We start from the raw sequence: 1,332 nt of genomic DNA, 5'->3' as shown, positions 1-1,332 counted from the left end.
AATCATGAAAAAATAAAACAGCTCTTTTTTAATGCAGATACAGTATATATAGAAAGCTTTTATAATGAAGAAGATAAGGCTTTTGCTAAAGCAAATTTTCATAGTTATTCTACAGCCTCTGGTAAACTTATGAAAACGTGTAATGTTAAAGAGGCAATACCAGTTCATTTTTCTAGAAAATATAAACCAGAAGCTATAGAGGTGTTAACGAGTGAGTTTAAAAATGCTTTTAAAAAGTAACAACGATTCTTTAGTTTTAAGAATTTCTAAAATTTCAATTCAATTAAGCTTAATTTCAAAAAATAGTATTATTTTTCAACTTCATAGTATTTAATATATTTTATGCAACTTTCATTCAAAAAAATCCTACCTCATATATTAGTAATTATTGGGTTTGTAGTTTTAGCCTTAGCCTATTTTAGTCCTGTATTACAAGGAGAAGAAATATTACAAAGCGATATTGTTCATTATGTAGGGATGGCAAAACAACAAAAGGATTTTAAAGCACAAACAGGAGAGGAAACCTACTGGACCAATAGTGCTTTTGGGGGAATGCCTACCTACCAATTAGGAGCTAAATACCCACATAACTATATTAAAAAACTAGATTTAGGGCTGCGTTTTTTGCCTAGACCAGCAGATTATCTATTTCTGTATTTTATTGGGTTTTACATTCTGCTTCTAAGTTTAAAGGTAGATTATAAACTTTCTGCTCTTGGTGCTTTAGCGTTTGGATTTTCTACATACCTTATTATAATCATAGGAGTAGGGCACAACAGTAAAGCTCACGCAATAGCTTATATGCCACTCGTGTTAAGCGGTATTATACTTACATTTAGGCGAAAATATGTTATAGGTTTTTTAGTAACGGCTGTAGCTATGGCTTTAGAAATTGTTGCTAATCATTTTCAAATGACCTATTATTTACTATTACTAGTTATTGTATTAGGTATTGTATATTTAATTGATGCCTATAGAAAGCAATTATTACCACATTACTTTAAATCTGTTGGATTATTGGTTGTGGCAGTTATTTTAGCAGTAGGTTTAAATGCAACAAGTATATTAGCGACACAAGAATATGTAAAAGAAAGTACAAGAGGTAAAAGCGAATTAACAATAAACCCAGATGGCTCTCCAAAAGAAGTAACATCTGGACTAGATAAAGCCTATATAACAGAATATAGTTATGGCTTTTTAGAAACATTTAATTTATACATTCCTAGATTATTAGGAGGAGGGAATACAGAAGATGTTGGTAAAAACTCTGAGCTCTATCAATTCTATTTAAAACAAGGTGCTACACCTTTACAAGCTAGAGATGTTGCTGAG

At 30.7% G+C, this 1,332-nt stretch carries 2 pseudogenes; both read left to right on the top strand.

What is annotated here, in order from left to right:
- Window positions 1-240 (top strand): annotated as a pseudogene (locus ACVC2P_RS11010) (peptidase); the annotation flags it as partial.
- A gap of 102 nt (window positions 241-342) precedes the next feature.
- A pseudogene (locus ACVC2P_RS11005) lies at window positions 343-1,332 on the top strand (hypothetical protein); the annotation flags it as partial.

This window comes from Pontimicrobium sp. MEBiC01747, assembly GCF_053601635.1.
Note: the sequence above shows the minus strand (reverse complement) of the source record. Positions and strands in the feature narration are given on the sequence as shown.